The organism is Nocardia puris, assembly GCF_003315035.1.
Classification (GTDB): domain Bacteria; phylum Actinomycetota; class Actinomycetes; order Mycobacteriales; family Mycobacteriaceae; genus Nocardia; species Nocardia puris.
On the sequence record NZ_QNRE01000004.1, the window covers coordinates 304,902 to 323,145 of the forward strand.

Sequence of the window (18,244 nt, forward strand, 5' to 3'; positions counted from 1 at the left end):
TCGTCCCCCGACAAGCGCCGAATCGCTCACTCGGTGCCCCAGGTGGAGTCAGGCGTGACTGTGCACTTCCTCCCGCGCGGGCGTTCGGGCTCGTATGCTCGAGCGCATGGAGTTCTGGGCGATGGTCGCACACGAGTCGGACGGCGGGGTCGTGCTCACCCGGCAGGAGGTGAACGAGGAGTTCCTCGCACCGGGCGCGGTGACGATCAAGGTGCACTACTCCAGTGCGAACTACAAGGACGGCCTGGCGATCACGCCCGGTGGCGGTGTGGTGCGCAAATACCCGATCGTGCCGGGCATCGATATCACCGGTGAGGTGGTCGCCTCCGACACCGACGAGTTCGCCCCGGGCGACCAGGTGGTGGCGCACGGCTACGAGATCGGCGTCTCCCAGAACGGCGGGTTCGCCGAGTACGCGCGCGTGCCCGCGGAGTGGGTCGTCAAGCTCGAGGGGCTCAGCACCCGCGACGCCGCCGCCCTCGGCACGGCCGGTTTCACCGCCGCGCTGAGCGTGCGCGCCCTGCTCGACCACGGCCTCACCCCCGACGACGGCGCCATCCTGGTGACCGGCGCGACCGGCGGTGTCGGCAGCGTCGCCGTCGACATCCTGTCCGGTCTGGGTTTCGAGGTGATCGCCTCCACCGGCAAGACCGACTCGGCCGACCTGCTCTCCGAGATCGGCGCCAACGAGATCATCGGCCGCCTCCCCGAGGATCCCGACGCCAAACCGCGCCCGCTGTCCAAGGCGCGCTGGGCGGGCGCGGTCGACAGCGTCGGCGGCAAATCCCTCGCCTACATCCTGAGCTCCATCGGCTACGGCGGCGCGGTCGCCGCGAGTGGCCTCACCGGCGGCCACGACCTGCCCACCACCGTGATGCCGTTCATCCTGCGCGGCGTCTGCCTGCTCGGCATCGACTCGGTCAACCATCCGATCGAGAAGCGCCGCGACACCTGGGCCCGCCTCGCCGGCGACTTCCGCCCCCGCCACCTCACCACCCTGGAGAACTTCGCACCGATCACCGACGTGGAGAAGGTGCTGCACTCCATCAAGAACGGAACCCATTCGGGGCGTACGGTTCTCGGCGTCGCGGGGGAGTTCTGAACCGGCGCGCCCCCTACGCCGCGATCCGCACCGGTTCCTCGGCGAACTGCGTGCGGTACAGCTCGGCGTAACGTCCACCCGCCGCGAGCAATTCGGTGTGGGTGCCGCGTTCGACGACGCGTCCCTGCTCCAGGACCAGGATCTGATCGGCGGCGCGGATCGTGGACAGGCGGTGGGCGATCACCAGGGCCGTCCGTCCTTCGAGCGCTTCGGAAAGGGCTTCCTGCACAGCGGCTTCCGAGGTGGAGTCCAGGGACGCCGTCGCCTCGTCGAGGATGACGACGCGCGGTTGCTTGAGCAGCAGGCGGGCGATGGTGAGGCGCTGGCGTTCACCGCCGGAGAGGCGGTAGCCGCGTTCGCCGACCACGGTGTCCAGCCCGTCGGGCAGTGAGGAGATCAGCTCGTGCAGCCGGGCGCGGCGCAGCGCGTCCCACAGTTCGTCCTCGTGCGCCTCGGGTCGGGCCAGCAGCAGATTCGCGCGGATGGTGTCGTGGAACAGGTGCCCGTCCTGGGTGACCAGGCCCACCGTCTCGCGCAGCGCTCGCGCGCTCACCTCGCGTACATCGGTGCCGTTCAATCGCACCGCGCCGGAGTCCACGTCGTACAGGCGCGAAACCAGTTGCGCGATGGTCGATTTGCCCGCGCCGGAGGAGCCGACGAGTGCGACCAGCTGACCGGGCTCGGCGCGCAGCGACACATCGTGCAGCACGTCCACACCGCCGCGCGTGTCCAGCGTCGCCACCTCCTCGAGCGAGGCCAGCGACACCTTGTCGGCCGACGGGTACCCGAACGTCACGCCGTCCAGCTCGACCGAGACCGGGCCCTCCGGCACCGGCTTCGCGTCGGGCGCGTCCTCGATCAACGGCGTCAGATCCAGCACCTCGAACACCCGCTCGAAGCTCACCAATGCCGCCATGATCTCCATGCGCGCGTTGGCCAGCGCGGTCAGCGGCGCGTACAACCTGGCCAGCAGCAGCGAGAGCGCGACCACCGCGCCCGCGTCCAGCAGCCCGCGCAGCGCGTACCAGCCGCCCAGCCCGTACACCAGCGCCACGGCCAGCGCCGACACCAGCGTGAGTGAAGTGACGAACACCGTCTGCAGCATGGCGGTGCGCACCCCGATGTCGCGGACACGGCGGGCGCGCAGCGCGAACTCGTCGGACTCCTGCTCGGGCCTGCCGAACAGCTTCACCAGGGTCGCGCCGGGCGCGGAGAACCGCTCGGTCATCTGGGTGCTCATGGCGGCGTTGAGGCGCGCGGCCTCGCGTTGCAGGTCGGTGAGGCGGTTGCCCATGCGCCGCGCCGGGATCACGAACACCGGCAGCAGGACCAGCGCGAGCAGGGTGATCTGCCAGGAGATGCTCATCATCACGGCGAGGGTGAGCAGCAAGGTCACCAGGTTCGCCACCACGCCCGACAGCGTGTCGCTGAACGCCCGCTGCGCGCCGATCACGTCATTGTTCAGCCGGCTCACCAGCGCGCCGGTGCGGGTCCTGGTGAAGAACGCGACCGGCATCCGCTGCACGTGGTCGAACACCGCGCGCCGCAGGTCCAGGATCAGACCCTCGCCGATCCGCGCCGACAACCACCGGATCACCAGGCCGAACGCCGCGTCCAGCACGGCCAGCACCGCGATCGCCGACGCCAGCAGCACCACCACGCGCGCGGCGGCCCCGCCGACGATCCCGTCCACGATCCGCCCCGCCAGCACCGGCGTCGCGACCGCCAGCAGCGCCGACACCACACTGAACGCGAGGAACACCCCGATCCGCGCGCGATGCGGTGCCGCGAACCGCGCGATGCGCCGCGCCGTCGCCATCCGGAAGGCCCGCTTCTCCTCCGGCGCGTTCATGCGCCGATACATCTGGCTCCACGCCACCGACTCGATACTCACAACCGTTTCCTCTCGCCGCGGCTGATTAAACGCCGCACCGCCGACACTAAAACCTCAACGATGGTTAGGGTCAACGATCTTCCGAGAGAGATTCACCTGCCAGCGAAAAGGGGCCGGGATCGGCGCGAGCACGGCGGCTCTCCTCGCGAAGACGTGCGCGTCCGTGGTTGGAGCGGGCAAGGTGGGGGTTATGACGGAGAGGGCGAACCTGTGCGGCGGTGGTTGCGGCTCGAGCACACGGAGCCGAGGAGGGCTCGCGGATGAGCGGCGGTGATGCGTCGAAGCGGATATCCGGAGGGCGGGCGGGGGATCTTCCGGACTCGCACGTCGGCGCCGACGCGCCGGCGAACCTGCCTGCGCCGCTTCCGGACTCGCTGCCCGATGTGCGGGCGGGGGATGCGGAGCGGGAGGTGGCGGCGCGGCGGTTGCATATCGCGCTGGAGGAGGGGCGGCTGGATCTCATGGAGCTCGACCGCAGGTTGATCGCGGTGTACGCGGCGAAGACCCGCGCCGAGCTGGCCACCGTGACCGCCGACCTGCCCGATATCGGGGCGGCCGAACCGATCGAACTGCGCACCAAGAGCGGCAGTCTCGACAAGCGCGGGCCGTGGACGGTGCCGACCGAGATCACGGCGGAATGCCGGTCGGGCACGATCAAGATCGACTTCACCAGCGCGTGGTGTCCGCATCGGGAGGTGCGGGTGCACGCGGACGTCGGGTCGGGGAACCTGGTGCTGATCGTGCCCAACGGGTGGCAGGTGGATCTGGACGCGGTGCGGGTGGGCAGCGGCTCGGCGCGGAGCAAGGTGCGCGGACTGCCGGTCGCGGGGACGCCGCGGATCAGGGTGGACGGGCGCGTGGGATCGGGTACGGTCAAGGCGCGCTCGCCGCGGCGCGGGTTCTGGTCCTGGGTGCGCGGACGACCGATGTGAGTTCCGGAGGGGGTGACGCCGCATCCCCATCGCGTGCGATTCCGTAGCCGTGAGCATCTCTCGTCAGGGCCGAGTGCCCTCACTATGGCGGTGGTACGCGCGTTCGCCCGACCAGCTGCTCCCGCCCGGAATCGGGTAGGCGCGCGCCCGGTCCGCGCTCGATCGACGCCCAGGAGCGGATCGCTCGGCTCGTTCGCGCCGGGAACGGGGGTTGCGCCCGCCCTCGAAACAGAATTTAATTCTGGTTGTGAAGATTCGGGATCGGTTGCTGCTCGCGGCCGAACGCCAGTTCGCCGAGGTGGGCGCGCTGGAGACCACGCTCGCGCAGATCCGCGAGGCGGCCGGGGCCAGCGTGGGGGCGCTCTATCACCACTTCCCCGACAAGGCGGATCTGTACCGGCAGGTGTGGGCGCACGCGCTGGAGGACTACCAGCAGCACTTCTGGGTCGCCGTCAGCGCGAGTTCCGATGCGCGCGAAGGGGTTACCGGCGGAGTTCGTGAGCATCTGCGCTGGGTGACCGAGAATCAGTACCGCGCAAAGGTTCTCATGTCCGCGCGCCCACCCGGCGTGCGCGAGAGCGAAACCAATCGGCGCTTCCTGACCGATATCTCGCGGTGGTGGCGGACTCACGCGAACTACGGGGCGGTGCGCGATCTGAGCCTGGATCTGGTCTACGCACTGTGGCTCGGTCCCGCGCAAGAGTATTCGCGACAGTGGGTGGACGGCGCCGTGCGCGCCGCGCCCATCGAGGTCGGCAGCGAACTGGCGGACGCCGCGTGGCTCACGCTGGGGACGGAGGGACGATGAACGCCATCGACATCGAGTTGGCCAGGAAGGTCCTCGCGGCCCAGGCCTTCGCGGGACTGGTCGGCACCGAGATCGCCGAATTCGGCGGTGGCACCGCCACTTTGGTGATCCCGATCCGCCCCGAACTGGCACAGCAATTCGGCTTCGTGCACGGCGGGGTGCTCGCCTACGCCGCCGACAACGCGCTCACCTTCGCCGCGGGCACGGTGCTCGGCGCGAACGTGCTGACCGGCGGATTCAGCATCACCTACCTGCGCCCCGCCGCGGGCGACCGCCTGCGCGCCACCGCGACCGTCACCGGCGCCACCCGCCGCCAAGCGGTCGTGAGCTGCGAGATCTACGCCGAGCGGGCCGGGGAGGACCCGGTGCTGTGCGCCGTCGCGCAGGGCACCACCCGCGCCGTGGAGCGCGCGCTCGCCGACACCTGAACCGATGAATTCCGCCGCCCCGCACCGTCCACATCAGGGAAGGAAGGAGTCGAAGTGACGGAGTTCGTGAGTTCGGCCGACGGCACCCGTATCGCGTTCGACCGCGTGGGCTCGGGGCCGCCGTTGGTGCTGGTGAGCGGCATATTCTGCGCGCGTCCGACGACCGCGGGCTTGGCGGAGGCGCTGGCCGGGCGGTACACGGTGATCAACTATGACCGGCGCGGGCGCGGCGAGAGCGGGAACACTGCGCCCTACGAGGTCCGGCGCGAAGTGGAGGATCTGGCGGCGTTGATCGAGGCGGCGGGCGGCTCGGCCGCGGTCTACGGGCACTCGTCGGGCGCGGGACTGGTGGTGCGCGCGCTGGCGGCCGGGTTGCCGATCACGCGCGCCGTGCTGCACGAACCGCCCTACAGCGAGAACGACGAACGCGGCAGGGCCGAGGCCCGCGCGCTCGCCGAACAGGTGCGCGCCGCGCTTGCCGACGACCGGCGCGGCGACGCGGTGAAACTCTTTCTCGCCGAGGCGGGTATGCCGCCGGAGATGGTCGAGGGCGCCGCGCACGATCCCGGCATGCTCGCCGTCGCGCCGACGATGCTGCACGACCACCTGGTGATGGACGACTTCGACTCCGGTGGCGCGCTTCCGGACGACCTGGTGCGCACCATCACCACCCCCACTCTGGTCCTGCTGGGCGGGGCGAGTCCCGAGTTCTTCGCGAGCGCGGCGAGGCGATTGGCGGCGCTGCTGCCGGACGCCCGGCTGCGGGTGCTCGACGGGCAGGACCACGGCGCGCCCGCTGAGCACGTCGCGCCCGCGGTGCGCGAATTCCTGTCCTGACTCTGTCGGCTTCTGGCGCGATGGGCCACACACCACCCGCTCCCTCCGGGGGCGGGTTCACCTTTTCCCGACAACGCCGAGAGCCGGGCACATTCCGTGCCCGGCTCCCGTCCTGATCAGGCCGTAGCCGCGAACGGCCGCGAGTCCAGCGCCGGTTCGGCGACCGGTTCGATGGCGTAGGCCAGGATGTCCGCGACGTCGGCGACGGGTCGCACGTCCAGGGCCTCGAGGACCTCGGCCGGGACCTCGTCCAGGTCGGGCTCGTTGCGGGCCGGGATGAAGACGGTCTTCAGTCCGGCGCGCTGGGCGGCGAGCAGCTTCTGCTTGACGCCGCCAATGGGCAGGACCCGGCCGTTGAGGGTGACCTCGCCGGTCATGCCGACATCCGCGCGCACCTGGCGGCCCAGTGCCAGCGACACCAGGGCGGTGACCATGGTGACGCCGGCCGAGGGGCCGTCCTTGGGCACCGCGCCCGCCGGGAAATGGATGTGGATGTCGCGGTCGAGCACCTTCGGCTCGATCCCGATCTCCTCCAGGTGCGAGCGCACGTAGGTGAGGGCGATCTGCGCCGACTCCTTCATGACATCGCCCAGCTGACCGGTGAGGGTGAGTCCGCGCTCGCCCTCGGCGGCGTTGGCCTCGATGTAGAGGACGTCGCCACCCGCGCCCGTCACGGCCAGTCCGGTCGCCACACCGGGAACCGCGGTGCGTTCCACCGAATCCGGGGTGAAGCGGGGGCGGCCCAGGTAGTCCTTCAGATCGCCCAGACCGATGGTCAGGGTATCCGAAGGGCTTGCGGCCACGGACTTTTCGAGGACGTCGTCGTAGCCGAGTTCCGGGTCGTAGCCGAGTGTCGCCGCGCCCGAGGCATTCTCACCCTCGGAGAGCCGAGTCGCCGCCTTGCGCAACGCCTTCGCGATCAGGCGCTCCATCTGTCGGACGCCGGCCTCCCTGGTGTAATTGGCCGCGATCTCGCGCAGCGCCTCCTCGGTGATGGTCACCTCGTCGGCGGTCAGCGCGTTGCGCTCCAGCTGCCTGGGCACCAGGAAGTCGCGGGCGATGGCGACCTTGTCGGCCTCGGTGTAGCCGTCCACGGTGATCAGTTCCATGCGGTCCAGCAGCGGGCCGGGGATGGTCTCCATGACGTTGGCCGTGGCGATGAACAGCACGTCGGACAGGTCCAGATCCAGGTCCAGGTAGTGGTCGCGGAACGTGTGGTTCTGCGCCGGGTCCAGCACCTCGAGCAGGGCCGCCGCGGGATCGCCGCGGAAGTCGGAGCCGACCTTGTCGATCTCGTCCAGCAGGACGACGGGATTCATCGACCCCGCCTCCTTCATGGCGCGCACGATGCGGCCGGGCAGCGCGCCGACGTAGGTGCGCCGGTGCCCGCGGATCTCCGCCTCGTCGCGCACGCCGCCCAGGGCGACGCGAACGAACTTGCGGCCCAACGCCCGTGCCACGGACTCGCCCAGCGAGGTCTTGCCGACACCGGGCGGGCCCACCAGCACCAGCACCGCGCCGGACCCGCGGCCGCCCACGACCTCGAGGCCACGCTGGGCGCGCCGGGCCCGCACGGCCAGGTACTCGACCATGCGATCCTTGACCTCGTCCAGGCCGTGGTGGTCGGCGTCCAGCACCGCACGGGCGCCCGGAACATCGGTGGAGTCGGTGGTCTTCACCGTCCACGGCAGTTCCAGGACGGTGTCGAGCCAGGTGCGGATCCAGCCGGATTCCGGGCTCTGATCGCTGGCCCGTTCCAGCCTGCCGACCTCGCGCAACGCGGCTTCGCGCACCGATTCGGGCAGGTCGGCCTGCTCGACGCGGGTGCGGTAGTCGTCGGCGCCGTCGGGCTCGTCCTCGCCCAGTTCCTTGCGGATGGCGTTGAGCTGCTGGCGCAGCAGGAATTCCCGCTGGCCGCGCTCCATGTTCTCCCGGACCTCGTCACTGATCTTCTCGGTGACCTCGGCCTCGGCGATGTGGGATTTGGTCCACTCGATGAGGGTGGTGAGCCGCTTGGCGACGTCGGGAGTGTCGAGCAGTTCGCGCTTCTGATCGGGGGTCAGGTACGGCGCGTAACCGGCGGTGTCGGCGATGGCGGACGGGTCGGTGAGCTGATTGACCGCGTCGATGATCTGCCACGCCTCGCGGCGCTGCAACACCGAGACGACGAGCTTCTTGTATTCGGCGGCAAGCTCTTTGGTGCGGCCATCAGGGGCGGGAATCTCGACCGGTTCGGCCTCGACCCACAGCGCGGCGCCCGGCCCGGTGACGCCGTGGCCGATCTTGGCGCGGCGCTCGGCCTTGAGCACCGCGGCCGCCCCGCCGCCGCGCATGCGGCCGACCTGCTCGATGCTCGCGACCACACCATAGGAGGCGTACCCCTCGGTCAGTCGCGGAGCGAGCAGCACGGCCTCGGTCTTGCCGGCCCGCGCGGCGTCGATGGCCGCCTGCGCCGATTCGTCCAGTTCGATGGGCACGACCATGCCCGGCAGCACGATCGGATCGGTCAGGAACAGCACCGGCAGATTCTGAGGTGTAGTCACGTCTTCGACCCTTCCAAAAGTTGAGCGATGCCTACTCAACCCCGAGCCCCGGAGGTTTGTTCCGGCGATGTAGTCGAGTTCACTCAGAGCGAAGTCCGGGCCCGCGCGACAGCCCTGTGCCGGGGAATTGACGGTCGGTTCTCCGGGGCGGTGGTGATCAATGGTGCTCGGGTCCGCCACGGGTACCCGCGACCCTGGACGGTTGACCGGGTTTGATTGTCCTGCCGGACGACCCATGTCGGTCATCGTCCGGCGCTGCTGCACTGGGTGTGGGCCGCGCCGGGCCACTGCCGGAGCGTGCCTTGCGTCACGCACGAAAGGCAGTACCGATGCGAACATCTCGACTCGCGCTCAGTGTCGCCTCCCTCTGTATCGCGACCGCCCTGGTCGCCACGGTGGGCGGATGCGGCAGCGAGACCACCGCACCCACGGCCATGACACCGACGGCGGCGGACACCCTCACCCTCAACACCACCGAGCCCGAGAACGCGCTCGTCCCGGGGAACACCACCGACGCGGGCGGCTCCAAGATCCTGCGCACGCTGTTCAAGGGTCTGGTGGACTACGACCCGAAGACGGCGGCGCCGCGCAACGCCGTGGCCGAGTCCATCGAGACGACGGACTCGCGGATCTTCACCATCACGCTGCGGCCCGACTGGACATTCCACGACGGCACCCCGGTCACCGCGCGCAGTTTCGTGGACGCGTGGAATCACACCGCGTACCGCCCGAACGAACAGCTGGGCGCCGGATTCCTCTCCGTCATCGACGGATTCGACGCCGTGCACCCGCTCGACCCGGCGATCGAGCCGAGCGCGCGGGAACTGCGCGGGCTGCGCCTCCTCGACGACCACCGATTCGTCGTCACCCTGGCCGCACCGCTGCCGAGCTTCGCGACCCGCCTGGGCCACCTCGCCTACGCGCCGCTGCCCGCGAAGTTCTTCGACGACCGCGCGGGCTACCTGGCGCGTCCGGTGGGCAACGGTCCGTTCGAGTTCGTCTCCCACACAAAGGGTTCCAGCATCGTCGTGGCCCGGCACGACGGGTATCCCGGCGCGGCGCGCCCCTCGATCGAGCGCGCCGAGTTCCGATTCAACGCGACGCTGGAGGCCGCCTACGCCGACGTGGTGGCCAACCGGCTCGACTTCCTGGAGGTCCTGCCCGGTGACGCGCTGGTGGGCGGGCGCTACAAGCGGGACCTGGCGGGGCGTCACTTCACCAGGGAGGGCACCGGCCTGCAATCGCTGACCTTCCCGCTCTACGATCCGCGCTTCGCCGATCCTCGGGTACGCCAGGCGATTTCGATGGCGATCGACCGGCAGGGTGTGATCGACGCGGTGTTCACCGGTGATCGACTGCCCGCCGACGGACTCGCGCCGGCCAGCGTGCGCGGCGGCACCACCGGCCAATGCGGCGACCTGTGCGCGCACCGTCCCCGAGAAGCGCGAGAGTTGTTCGACAGCACCGGATTCCAGGGCCCGATCGACATCATGTCGAATATCGACTCGGCCAACGAGAAATGGCTGACCGCGGTGTGCGATTCGATCACCGCCGCGCTGGATCGCGAGTGCCGGTTCCTGCCGGTACCGACGCTGAGCGAGTTCCGCAGGCAGATCAACGGGCAGCAGATGACCACGCTCTACCGCACCGGCTGGGTGGCCGACTATCCGTCGATCGAGAACTTCCTCAATCCGCTCTACCGCACCGGCGGGTCGTCCAACACCGGGGCCTACAGCAACCCTGCCGTGGACGAGCTGCTGGCCCGCGCCGATTCCGCGGTCACCGACGAGCAGGCGTGGCCGCTGTACCAGGAGGCCGAGCGGCTGATCCTGCGCGATATGCCCGCGATTCCGCTGGTGGTGCCCGGCGTGCAGACAGGCTGGTCGGACCGATTGCGTGACGTGGTGGTGACGCCGTTCCGTGACCTCGACCTGGAAACGGTGACGCTGGCATCCTGAGCGGGCGCGCCACGGCCCCCGGCGGACGCCGTCGGGGGCCGTGCGCACCCTTGCCAGTTGAATTTGAGGTAATTTACCCTCTAGTCAATTCGCATCCGGTGGAGAGGACGTGGCATGACGACGAGGTCGTGGTGGGGTTGGGGGACCGTGGAAGGGGCGGTCACCGGGAGCGAGCGGGAGGAGTTGACCCGGCGGGTCGGGGCGATGCTGCCGGGCGCGGATCTCGCACCGCACGAGCCGCCGGACGTGACAGCGCTCGGCGTGGGAGAGGGCCGGGCGCGCGCGCCGGAGTCGTTGGCGCGGTTGGCATCCGGGGATCTCACCGATCGGGTGGCGCACGCGCACGGACAGGCGTTCCGCGATGTGGTGCGGTGCCTGCTGGGGCAGGTGACGAACGTGCCGGACCTGGTGATCCGTCCGGAGAACGACCAAGACGTGGTGGACGTGCTCGACTGGTGTACCCGCGCCCGGGTGGCGGTGGTGCCGTTCGGCGGCGGCACGTCGGTGGTCGGCGGGGTGGAACTGCGCGAGGCCGATGCGTACGCGGGCAGCGTCGCGCTGGACATGGGCCGGATGAACCGGGTGCTGGAGGTGGACCGGACCAGCCGTGCGGCCCGCATCCAGGCGGGCATGCTGGGCCCCGACATCGAGGCCGCGCTGCGCCCGGACGGGCTGACGCTGCGCCACTTCCCGCAGAGTTTCGAGTTCTCCACGCTCGGCGGCTGGCTGGCGACGCGGGCGGGCGGGCACTTCGCCACCGTCTACACCCACATCGATGACCTGCTGGAATCCCTGCGCGTGGTGACGCCGCTGGGCACGGGCGAATCGCAGCGGCTCCCGGGATCGGGCGCGGGCCCCTCCCCGGACCGGATGTTCCTGGGCTCGGAAGGCATCCTCGGCGTCATCACCGAGGCGTGGATGCGCGTCCAGGAACGGCCGCGGTGGCGCGCGGGGGCGTCGGTGGTGTTCGACGACTACGACAAGGCCGTCGCCGCCACCCGCGCGATCGCGCAGTCCGGGCTGTTCCCGGCCAACTGCCGCCTGCTCGATCCGGCCGAGGCGTTCCTCAACGCGGGCACCGCCACCTCCGGCGGCGTCCTGGTGCTCGGTTTCGAATCGGCCGACCACCCGGTGGAGGCGTCCATGCGCCGCGCGGTGGAGATCTGCCGCGAGCACGGCGGCACGATGCCCGACGGCGTGCGCGTCACCGACTCCGCCGAGTCGAGCGCGCGGGCGGGCGCGGCCGACACCTGGCGCTCGTCGTTCCTGCGGATGCCCTACCAGCGCGACGCGCTCGCCGCGCGGTCGATGATCGTGGAGACCTTCGAAACCGCCTGCACCTGGGACAGATTCGACGCGCTGCGCGCCGCCGTGCTCGCCGCGGCGAACGACGCCTTCCGCGCGACCGGCGTGACCGGCGTGGTGACCTGCCGCTTCACCCACGTCTACCCCGACGGCCCGGCCCCGTACTTCGGCATCTATGCCGCGGGCACCTGGGGACGCACGGTCGAGCAGTGGGACGAGATCAAAGCCGCCGTCTCCGAGGCGCTCGCCGCCTCCGGCGGGACCATCACCCATCACCACGCCGTCGGCCGCGACCATCGGCCCTGGTACGACCGCCAGCGGCCGGACCCGTTCGCCGCGGCCCTGCGCGCGGCCAAGGCGACGCTGGATCCGGCGGGGATCCTGAATCCCGGCGTCCTCGTCGACCCGGTGGGCCCCGCCTGAACCACCCCCGCGACCTCGCGATTCCGCACCGTCTGTGACGGTGCGGCCGCGGCGTTGACACCCTCGCGAGCGCAATGAGAATGTGGGGTGCTCCGACACGCGCTCCGCACCCACGGCACTAGGGGGACCCCAGGATGACCACACTCGCCTCCGGAGTGTTCATCGACTGGGAGGAGCTGACAGGGCTGTCGAAATTCACCGTCGAACTGATCAGCTTCCCGATCTTCGCGGCGGCCGCAGGCTGGCTCACCAACTGGACCGGCGTGCTGATGCTGTTCTGGCCGGTACAGTTCCGCGGCTTCCGCGTGCCGGGGCTGTCCATCCTGTACCCGTATCTGCCGCGCCGCGTGCAGGTGCTGCCCACGTTCTCCGGTGACGGGCGCCAACTCGGCTTCCAGGGCTTCATCCCGGCGCGCGCGGAGAAGATGGCCAGCATCTGCGTCGACAAAGCGCTCATGCGGATCGGCAACCCGAAGGACTTCATCCACGAGCTGGACCTCGACGTCATCGCCGACTACATCGCCGAACTGGCGCGCCCGCAGGTACAGCAGGTCGTGGACGAGATGATGCACCGGGAGAACCCGGACCTGTGGCGCAGCATGCCGCGCCAGATGCGCCAGGTGATCTACCAGCGGGTGGAGCGGCAGCTGCCCTCGCTGTGCCGGCGCGCGTTCGAATCCCTCGGCGACAATATCGACCAGCTCATCGACGTGAAGAGCTTCGTCATCCGCTACCTGCGGGACAACCCGAACATCCTCAAGGACCTCACCACCACCATCGCCGAGCCGGAACTGAAGTTCATGGTGCGCATCGGCCTGCTCGGCGCGCCGTTCGGCCTGCTGCTCGCGCTCTACCTGCACGTGCACAACGACATCCCGGTGCTGGGCTGGGTGCCCGCCTGGGTGATCGTGCTGCTGGCCTCGGCGGCGATCGGCGTGATCGTGAACGTGATCGCGGTGAAGATGGTGTTCGAGCCGGGCGATCCGCAGCCGCGCTACAAGTACCTGTGGCGCCAGGCCCTGCTGGCCAAGCGCCAGCCGCAGGCCGCGACCGATCTCGCGCACCTGCTGGCCTACCAGGTCCTCACGCTGCCGAACCTGTCGGCCGAACTGCTGGAGGGCCCCAACGGCGACAAGACCCGTCAGCTCATCGAACGGCTCATCGCCGAGGAGATCCACCGCCAGCTCGGGCCGACCCACTCGATGGTGCGCGCGGCCTTCGGCAAACGGCAGTTCGACAACCTGACCGTCGGCGCGGCGGGTGTGGCGGTGAGCCTGGCGCCGAGCATGGTGCAGGACGAGGAGTTCGCGCGCGAGCAGGCGAAGAAGATCGACGAGTTCGCGGCGCGCAAGCTGCAGGAGCTGAGTCCCGGCGAGTTCATGGAGATGTTCTACGCGTCGGTGGAGCAGGACGCGTGGTTGTTGTATCTGCACGGGGCGGTGCTGGGGTTGGTGGTGGGGGCGCTGCATTTGGTGTTGTTCGGGTGGTGAGAGGGGGCGTTCGGGTTCGGGGGTAGGCATTCACCCTCTCGTTCGAGAGGGTTCGAATCCCTTAAAAAAGCACGCACGCTTGCATTTTTTCTACGGCGCTGCGATCCTGGGTCACACCTGGCACACACGGGGGTGTGCCGTGATCGGCAAGGGATTCTGATGGCTGACCTCGAGACGTTGCTCGCCGATTTCGCGGGCGAGTGCGCGGACCTGGAACGGCTCGTCGCGCCGCTGCCCGCGGCCCAGTGGGCCCGGTCCACACCGGCGCCCGGCTGGACCATCGCGCACCAGATCGCCCATCTGACCTGGACCGACGAGGTGTCGGCGATCGCCGCCTCGGATGCGGAGAAATTCGGCGTGCTGGTCGCCGAGGCCGCCCCCAAGGCCCTGACCTTCGTCGACGAGGCGGCCGAGGAGATGGCCGCCATCCCGCCCGCCGACCTCCTGGAACGCTGGCGCGCCGGGCGCGCGCGGCTCATCGAGACGCTGCGCGCGGTGCCCGCGGGCGTCAAGCTGCCCTGGTTCGGCCCGCCGATGAGCCCGGCCTCGATGATCACCGCCCGCATCATGGAGAACTGGGCGCACGGGCAGGACGTCGCCGACGCGCTCGGCATGCGGCGCGAGCCCACCCACCGGCTGCGGAACGTGGCCCACATCGGCGTGCGGACCAGGAACTTCGCGTATTCGGTGCGCGGGAAGACGCCGCCCGCCGAGGAGTTCCGGGTGGAGCTCACCGCGCCCGACGGCAGCGTGTGGACCTGGGGGCCGGAGGACGCGGCGCAGCGGGTGAGCGGGCCGGCGCTGGACTTCTGCCTGCTCGTCACGCAGCGCAGGCACCCTGACGACCTGGCGCTGGACGTGGTGGGCGCCGACGCGGCGGAGTGGTTGAGCATCGCCCAGGCGTTCGCCGGGCCGACGGGCGCCGGACGCACCGCGGGCCAATTCGCCTGAATATTGGGCGCGGCCTGAAGGTGAGCGACACCTGAATGTTCAGCACCCGGCCAGAGCAACGAATACCCGCCCCGAACAGCGAGCACCCGGCCGGACGAGACGCCCGGCCGGGTTCACCCGACCCGATTCGGTAGCTTCGGGAGCGGGCGAGCGCCACACTTGGGTGCGCCGTTCGTGTCGACGGCCGGACGCCGTTGGCCGGGTGTCTCATGGTGGCAGTCGAGAATGACGCTCGCCAGCTACATGCGTTTTACCCGTTCGTCAGCGCGCGGAAACATCCACCGGCCGGTGGAATGTGATCCTGCTCCCAGCGAGGGGGCGCGTTCCGGGGCCGCGACCTAAACTGGACAAGCGTACGGCTTCCATCGGTGCGGGCCGTCGCCGTGCAGGCAGCTACGCGGAGGAAGGAACGCATCGTGACAGCACACAACCCGGCTCAGGTCGTGCGCCTCGGCGCGGTGGTGTTCGCCGGAGCGGCCAGTCTCAGTCTCACGGTCGCCGCCGGTGCCTACGTGGTCAATCAGATGGCGAGCACCGCGGGTTCCGGTACCCATGTCGCGGCGCCGCCGCAGTCTCCCGGACCGGTTCTGGACAACTTCGCGCCGAATCCCGGCCCGCGCGCGGGCTCGCCCGTGCTGGTCGCCAACGGTGACCGTTCGCCCGCCGTCTACCAGGCCGCCGTGTACCCGGCGACGCCGGAAGTCGCTGTACCGCAGACGGATTCGGTGGTCGAGCCGTCGCGTCCCGCAGGTGTGGGCGGCCGGTTCGGCCTCGGCACCACCTATGTCGGCGCGCGCGTCGCCCCGGTGCATACGAACACCGTGGCGTTCACCGTCGACACCAACGCTTTCTCGGCACTCACCGACATCCTGCTCTCCGAACCCGTGCAGGAGCGCCTCGGCGTGCACATCGACCCGGCCGGGATCACCCAGGTCCGCACCGAACTCGACACCCGCAGCGGCGAGATCACCTTCGTGCTGTCCGACGCCAACCTCGGCGAACACGAGGTGCAGTTGCAGCGCAAGCCCGCCCCGGCCGACGTGCCCGCGCACGCGACGGACCCGTCCGCCGCGCAGCCGCAGGCCGACGCACAATCGCAGGCCACCGCACCCGACGCGGGCACCGTCACCCTCTGAGTCCGCCCGCGCCGGGCAGTAGGGTCGGCGTCGTGTACGACTACTGCGTGATCGGCGGCGGCATCGTCGGCGTGGCGACGGCGCGACGGCTGCTCGAACGGCACCCAGGTGCGCGTGTGGTGCTGATCGAGAAGGCCGCCGGCCTCGCCGAACACCAGACCGGTCACAACAGCGGTGTGATCCACTCCGGAATCTATTACGAGCCGGGCAGTCTCAAGGCCGAGCTGTGCCGCCGCGGCGCCGCGTGGACGAAGGAATTCGCTGCCGCGCAAGGGATTCCGTTTCAAGTATGCGGAAAGCTGTTGGTAGCTACCGACTCCGGTGAGTACGTGCGGATGCTGGCGCTGCACGAGCGGTCGGTCACCAACGGGGTGGCGGTGGAACTGCTCGACGCCGCCGAGCTGGCGCGCCGCGAACCGCGCGTCACCGGCGTCGGCGCGCTGTTCGTCCCCGGAACCGGCATCATCGACTATCGGAAGGTGACGGCGGCACTGGCTGCGCGGGTACGCGAGGACGGCGGGGAGATCGTGCTCGGCGCGGAGATCACCGCGATCGACGAGTCCGACGCGTCGGTCACCGTGTCGGGACCGGCGGGTTCCTGGACCGCGCGCACCCTGGTGGTGTGCGCCGGACTCCAGGCCGACCGGATGGCACGCCTGGCCGGGCTGGACATCGACTTCCGGATCGTGCCGTTCCGCGGCGAGTACTACCGCCTGCCGCGCGCCCGCGCCGGACTGGTGCGCACACTCATCTATCCGGTGCCGGATCCGAGCCTGCCGTTCCTCGGCGTGCACCTGAGCCCGACCATCGACGGTGATCTGACCGTGGGCCCCAACGCGGTGCTCGGCCTGTCCCGCGAGGGCTACCGCAAGGGCAGCGTCGACCTGCGCGACGCACGGGACGCGCTGGGCTTCCCCGGTCTGCACCGGGTCGCGCGCACCCACCTGCGCACCGGCGTGCGGGAACTGCGCAATTCGCTGTTCAAGCGCGGCTACCTGGCCGAGTGCCGCAAATACTGCCCGGAGCTGACCGCGGCGGACCTGCTGCCGCAACCGGCGGGCATCCGGGCGCAGGCGGTGCTGCGCGACGGCACGCTGGTGCACGACTTCCTCATCGAGCGCACCCCGCGCTCGGTGCACGTGCTCAACGCGCCCTCCCCGGCGGCGACCTCGGCCGTGCCGATCGCGGAGTACCTCGTCGACCGGATCTGACCGGACCTCGCAGACACCACCAAGCAACCGCCCGGTCGCGATCTGGCAATCGCCGTATCCGAAATCCTGCCAACCCCTCGAATAAAGAGGAGAGCTGTAGTACTTTTGTCGCAGCCGTGGAGCAGGGAGGGCCGATGGGCCACATCAAGTACGCGAGTGACGTCGGCGCGCCCGTCGAGGTGGCGTTCACCTACACGGACAACCACCTCTTCGTGCCCGACTGGATGTTCGGCGTCGCGGCCTTCGAACCGGCCGGGGATCTGGACCGCGGACTCGGCGCGACCTTCGCCGCGACGCCGCGCCTGGCACTGTGGCATCCCGAAATCGCTTGCGAGATCACCGAGTACCGCCGCAACGTGGTGATCGGGTATACGCTGCGTGGGCGGTTGTCGGGAACCCTGACACTGCGCTTCGACCCGCTGGGCTACGGCCGTTCGGTCCTGACCTCCGAGGCGGATTACGCCGCCCCGCGCGGCGTGCTCGGCCGCCTGTGCGCCGGCGCGGTCGACGCCGCCGTGCGCTCGGCGCTACGTCGCACCGAGGCTCAATTGCGAAGGGAGATAGAGGAATTCCACGGAACCGATCTTGTCGGTCGGATTGCGTAAGGTGCGTGCCATGATCATCGTGAGCACCGACGGATCCTGCCTGCGCAATCCCGGCGGCGCCATCGGCTGGGCCTGGGTCGACCACCAAGGCGGTGGCGCCCGCAGCGGCGGCGCCGCGGCGGGGACGAACCAGATCGCCGAGCTGCGCGCGATCCTCGAGGCCGTGCTCGACCACCCCGGCCCCGAACCCCTACTCATCGAAAGCGATTCGCTCTACGCCATCAAATGCGCGTCGGAGTGGATCGCGGGCTGGCGGATCAACGGCTGGCGTACGTCCTCGGGCGGCGCGGTGAAGAACGTCGAGCTCATCAAGCAGATCGACCACGCCATCGCGAGCCGCCCCGGCCCCGTCCGCTTCCGCTGGGTGCGCGGGCACGTGGGCAACTACTTCAACGAACAGGCCGACGCGCTGGCCGGCGAGGCCGCGCGCAAGGCCGCCGCGGGCGCGGTGGGCGGCGTCGAGACCACCGAACCCGTCGCCGAGGCCGCACCCGAAGCGGCGGCGACCACCGCGCCATCCACAGCCACCGGGCCGCGGGCCTCGGGGAAGGCGGTCGCGTCGGCGTCTCAGAGCCTGACCTTGTTCTGAGCGCCGCGCGCGAGCGCAGGTAGGACCGCCCG

Annotated in this window: 15 protein-coding genes; 13 read left to right on the forward strand and 2 right to left on the reverse strand. The window is 70.2% G+C overall.

Annotated elements, in window-relative coordinates:
• Nucleotides 1-106: 106 nt before the first annotated feature.
• The gene (locus DFR74_RS14445) at nt 107-1,102 is read left to right on the forward strand and encodes an oxidoreductase (RefSeq protein WP_067503361.1); all 996 of its coding nucleotides are present in this window, start codon (nt 107-109) and stop codon (nt 1,100-1,102) included.
• A 13-nt stretch (nt 1,103-1,115) separates the two neighbouring features.
• Here DFR74_RS14445 and DFR74_RS14450 read toward each other — a convergent pair whose 3' ends face one another.
• On the reverse strand, nt 1,116-2,996 hold the full coding sequence (locus tag DFR74_RS14450; RefSeq protein ID WP_067502948.1) for an ABC transporter ATP-binding protein: 1,881 nt from the start codon (nt 2,994-2,996) through the stop codon (nt 1,116-1,118).
• Between the two features lie 260 nt (nt 2,997-3,256).
• On the opposite strand from DFR74_RS14450, the gene DFR74_RS14455 reads away from it, so the two are divergent.
• The 4 genes from DFR74_RS14455 to DFR74_RS14470 all read left to right on the forward strand — a co-directional run bounded on the left by DFR74_RS14455 (nt 3,257) and on the right by DFR74_RS14470 (nt 6,001).
• Nucleotides 3,257-3,928, forward strand: coding sequence for a DUF1707 SHOCT-like domain-containing protein (locus DFR74_RS14455; RefSeq protein ID WP_084537281.1), 672 nt, complete (start codon nt 3,257-3,259; stop codon nt 3,926-3,928).
• Between the two features lie 247 nt (nt 3,929-4,175).
• Nucleotides 4,176-4,736 carry a TetR/AcrR family transcriptional regulator gene (locus tag DFR74_RS14460; RefSeq protein WP_067502946.1) on the forward strand — a complete coding sequence of 187 codons (561 nt, stop codon included), beginning with the start codon at nt 4,176-4,178 and terminating at the stop codon, nt 4,734-4,736.
• Entirely contained in the window at nt 4,733-5,164 is a 432-nt protein-coding gene (locus DFR74_RS14465; protein WP_067502943.1) for a PaaI family thioesterase, read from the forward strand. Before DFR74_RS14460 ends, DFR74_RS14465 begins: the two co-directional genes overlap by 4 nt.
• A 54-nt stretch (nt 5,165-5,218) precedes the next feature.
• Entirely contained in the window at nt 5,219-6,001 is a 783-nt protein-coding gene (locus DFR74_RS14470) for an alpha/beta fold hydrolase (RefSeq protein ID WP_198161661.1), read from the forward strand.
• A gap of 116 nt (nt 6,002-6,117) precedes the next feature.
• Here the strand turns inward: DFR74_RS14470 and lon are convergent, their stop codons facing one another.
• Entirely contained in the window at nt 6,118-8,484 is a 2,367-nt protein-coding gene (gene lon / locus DFR74_RS14475; RefSeq protein WP_067503351.1) for an endopeptidase La, read from the reverse strand.
• 389 nt (nt 8,485-8,873) lie between these two features.
• On the opposite strand from lon, the gene DFR74_RS14480 reads away from it, so the two are divergent.
• The 8 genes from DFR74_RS14480 to DFR74_RS14515 all read left to right on the forward strand — a co-directional run bounded on the left by DFR74_RS14480 (nt 8,874) and on the right by DFR74_RS14515 (nt 18,212).
• Nucleotides 8,874-10,502 (forward strand): peptide ABC transporter substrate-binding protein, encoded by a 1,629-nt coding sequence (locus DFR74_RS14480; protein WP_198161660.1) that lies wholly within the window; start codon nt 8,874-8,876, stop codon nt 10,500-10,502.
• Nucleotides 10,503-10,616: 114 nt separating this feature from the next.
• The gene (locus DFR74_RS14485) at nt 10,617-12,230 is read left to right on the forward strand and encodes an FAD-binding oxidoreductase (RefSeq protein WP_067502940.1); all 1,614 of its coding nucleotides are present in this window, start codon (nt 10,617-10,619) and stop codon (nt 12,228-12,230) included.
• A gap of 134 nt (nt 12,231-12,364) precedes the next feature.
• Nucleotides 12,365-13,720, forward strand: coding sequence for a hypothetical protein (locus DFR74_RS14490; RefSeq protein ID WP_067502937.1), 1,356 nt, complete (start codon nt 12,365-12,367; stop codon nt 13,718-13,720).
• Nucleotides 13,721-13,879: 159 nt separating this feature from the next.
• A complete protein-coding gene (locus DFR74_RS14495) occupies nt 13,880-14,671 on the forward strand; it encodes a TIGR03084 family metal-binding protein (RefSeq protein ID WP_067502934.1) in 792 nt (263 codons plus the stop codon).
• Between the two features lie 416 nt (nt 14,672-15,087).
• Nucleotides 15,088-15,807 (forward strand): hypothetical protein, encoded by a 720-nt coding sequence (locus DFR74_RS14500; protein WP_147265834.1) that lies wholly within the window; start codon nt 15,088-15,090, stop codon nt 15,805-15,807.
• Nucleotides 15,808-15,839: 32 nt separating this feature from the next.
• Complete coding sequence (gene lhgO / locus DFR74_RS14505; protein WP_084537279.1) at nt 15,840-17,018, forward strand: L-2-hydroxyglutarate oxidase; 1,179 nt, start codon at nt 15,840-15,842, stop codon at nt 17,016-17,018.
• A gap of 134 nt (nt 17,019-17,152) precedes the next feature.
• Entirely contained in the window at nt 17,153-17,623 is a 471-nt protein-coding gene (locus tag DFR74_RS14510; protein ID WP_067502923.1) for an SRPBCC family protein, read from the forward strand.
• Nucleotides 17,624-17,633: 10 nt separating this feature from the next.
• Nucleotides 17,634-18,212, forward strand: a complete 579-nt coding sequence (locus DFR74_RS14515; protein WP_067503344.1) for a ribonuclease H family protein — start codon at nt 17,634-17,636, stop codon at nt 18,210-18,212.
• Nucleotides 18,213-18,244 lie beyond the last annotated feature (32 nt).

Coding starts and splice junctions, on each gene's coding strand:
- DFR74_RS14465 (WP_067502943.1), top strand. CDS start 4,733: ATGAACGCCATCGACATCGAGTTGGCCAGGAAGGTCCTCGCGGCCCAG.
- DFR74_RS14490 (WP_067502937.1), top strand. CDS start 12,365: ATGACCACACTCGCCTCCGGAGTGTTCATCGACTGGGAGGAGCTGACA.
- lon (WP_067503351.1), bottom strand. CDS start 8,484: ATGGTCGTGCCCATCGAACTGGACGAATCGGCGCAGGCGGCCATCGAC.
- DFR74_RS14485 (WP_067502940.1), top strand. CDS start 10,617: ATGACGACGAGGTCGTGGTGGGGTTGGGGGACCGTGGAAGGGGCGGTC.
- DFR74_RS14510 (WP_067502923.1), top strand. CDS start 17,153: ATGGGCCACATCAAGTACGCGAGTGACGTCGGCGCGCCCGTCGAGGTG.
- DFR74_RS14455 (WP_084537281.1), top strand. CDS start 3,257: ATGAGCGGCGGTGATGCGTCGAAGCGGATATCCGGAGGGCGGGCGGGG.
- DFR74_RS14445 (WP_067503361.1), top strand. CDS start 107: ATGGAGTTCTGGGCGATGGTCGCACACGAGTCGGACGGCGGGGTCGTG.
- DFR74_RS14495 (WP_067502934.1), top strand. CDS start 13,880: ATGGCTGACCTCGAGACGTTGCTCGCCGATTTCGCGGGCGAGTGCGCG.
- DFR74_RS14480 (WP_198161660.1), top strand. CDS start 8,874: ATGCGAACATCTCGACTCGCGCTCAGTGTCGCCTCCCTCTGTATCGCG.
- DFR74_RS14515 (WP_067503344.1), top strand. CDS start 17,634: ATGATCATCGTGAGCACCGACGGATCCTGCCTGCGCAATCCCGGCGGC.